This is a genomic window from Azospirillum sp. B506 (assembly GCF_000333595.1).
GTDB lineage: Bacteria > Pseudomonadota > Alphaproteobacteria > Azospirillales > Azospirillaceae > Azospirillum.
This window is the reverse complement of sequence record NZ_BADK01000445.1, coordinates 1-1,649: the sequence shown is the minus strand read 5'-3', so window position 1 is coordinate 1,649 and position 1,649 is coordinate 1. Positions and strand designations below refer to the sequence as shown.

Here is a 1,649-nt window from a genome sequence, read left to right as displayed (position 1 = left end):
GCGCAGCAAGTTTCTGATCGTGGCCGTGCCCGCCCTGCTTCTGGGTCTGGCCGCCTGCGACGACCAAAACGCCCGGAACTCCAACGCGGCGAACCAGACCAGCCCGACCACCAGCAGCGGATCGAGCCGTGAGTCCACCACCGTCCCGCCGCCGTCGACAGGCGTGCCGGTGCAGGGCGGCACCTCCGGCAATTCGATGAACGAGACCAGCGGCGCCACCCAAACCGTGCCGGGCGGATCGACCGCCGGTGGGTCTGCCGGCGGAGGCGCGAGCAGCGGCGGTTCAGCCACCCCGTCCGGCGGTCAGTAGGGTCTGCGAACCGCTGATTTTCACACATCCACCACCCGGCCGGTCCGGTCGGACGCCACGCTGCCGCTGTCCGGCTCGAAGGCGATGCCCTTGACCAACGCCACCACCTCGCGGCCGGGCGCCAGCCCCAGTTCGCGCAGGGCCGCGCGGGTGATGCGCGCGATCAGGAAGGATCCGCCCACTGCCAGCCGCACGTCGGCGGACGACGGGCCGGCCTCAGCCACTTCCACCACCGTTGCGGCCAGCGCATTGCGCAAACTGACCCCGGTCAGCGGATGCAATGCGACAACCACGTCGCGGGCATGGATGTGCAGCCGCACCGCCATGCCGGGCACCCGGTCGATCTGCGGCACGGTCAGCCGTCCGCCGTCGAAGGTCAGCACCGTCAGGCCATCCTCTGGAACATGCCGCTCCACCGTCAGGTCCAGCACTGCTCCGGCATTCTGCGCACCGGTGGTGGCCGACAGGTCCAGCCGCCCCATCACGGCCCCGACCGGTCCGGAGGCGCGCACCCTTCCCTCGGCGATCAGCACCATCGTGGTGGCCAGCCGCACCACCTCGTCCAGCGCGTGGCTGACCATGACGATGGGGATGTTCATCTCGTCGCGCAGCCGTTCGATGTACGGCATGATCTCCGCCTTGCGGGCGGCGTCGAGCGACGCCATCGGCTCGTCCATCAGCAGCAGGCGCGGTTGAGCCAGCAGGGCACGACCGAAGGCGACACGCTGCTTCTCGCCACCGGACAACCCGCGCGGCCGGCGGTCCAGCAGATGACCGAGCCCCAGCAGGTCAACCACCGGTCCGAAGGCGATGCGGCGCTCGACGGCGGGCACGCGGCGCAGGCCGTATTCCAGATTGCTGCGCACGGTCATGTGCGGAAACAGACGCGAATCCTGGAAGACATAGCCGATGCGCCGTTTTTCCACCGGCACATCGATGCGGCGCGCGCTGTCGAAGAACACGCTGTCCCCGACGCGGATATGCCCCTCGTCCGGCCGCGTCAGGCCGGCGATGGCGTTGATGACTGACGTCTTGCCCGAACCGGAGCGGCCGAACAGCGCTGTCACCCCGCGCTCCTCGGCAGCAAGCGCAATGTCGAGCGTGAAGGCGCCCAACTTCTGACGGATTTGCAGGTCAAGCATGATCAGACCTGTCCGATCAAACGGCGAACCCGGTTCGCCAGGAATTCCGACAGCATCAGCGCGACCAATGCCACAGCGAAGGAGATCCCCGCCAGCCGCGCCGCCACCGCATCGCCGCCCGGCTCCTGCGTCGCGGCATAGATCGCCAGCGGCAGGGTCTGGGTCTTGCCGGGGATGTGGAGACGAAGGTGATGACC

Annotated in this window: 2 protein-coding genes and 1 pseudogene; 1 reads left to right on the top strand and 2 read right to left on the bottom strand. The window is 68.8% G+C overall.

Translation table 11 applies throughout. From position 1 onward, the window contains the following. On the top strand, positions 1 to 310 hold a 310-nt coding region (locus I71_RS13565), incomplete at its 5' end, for a hypothetical protein (RefSeq protein WP_042695390.1). Between the two features lie 20 nt (positions 311 to 330). On the opposite strand, the gene modC is transcribed toward I71_RS13565, so the two are convergent. Both modC and I71_RS13555 read right to left on the bottom strand, forming a co-directional pair. Continuing rightward, positions 331 to 1,452 (bottom strand): molybdenum ABC transporter ATP-binding protein, encoded by a 1,122-nt coding sequence (gene modC, locus I71_RS13560; RefSeq protein ID WP_042695389.1) that lies wholly within the window; start codon positions 1,450 to 1,452, stop codon positions 331 to 333. A 2-nt stretch (positions 1,453 to 1,454) separates the two neighbouring features. After that, positions 1,455 to 1,649: pseudogene (locus I71_RS13555) on the bottom strand (molybdate ABC transporter permease subunit); the annotation flags it as partial.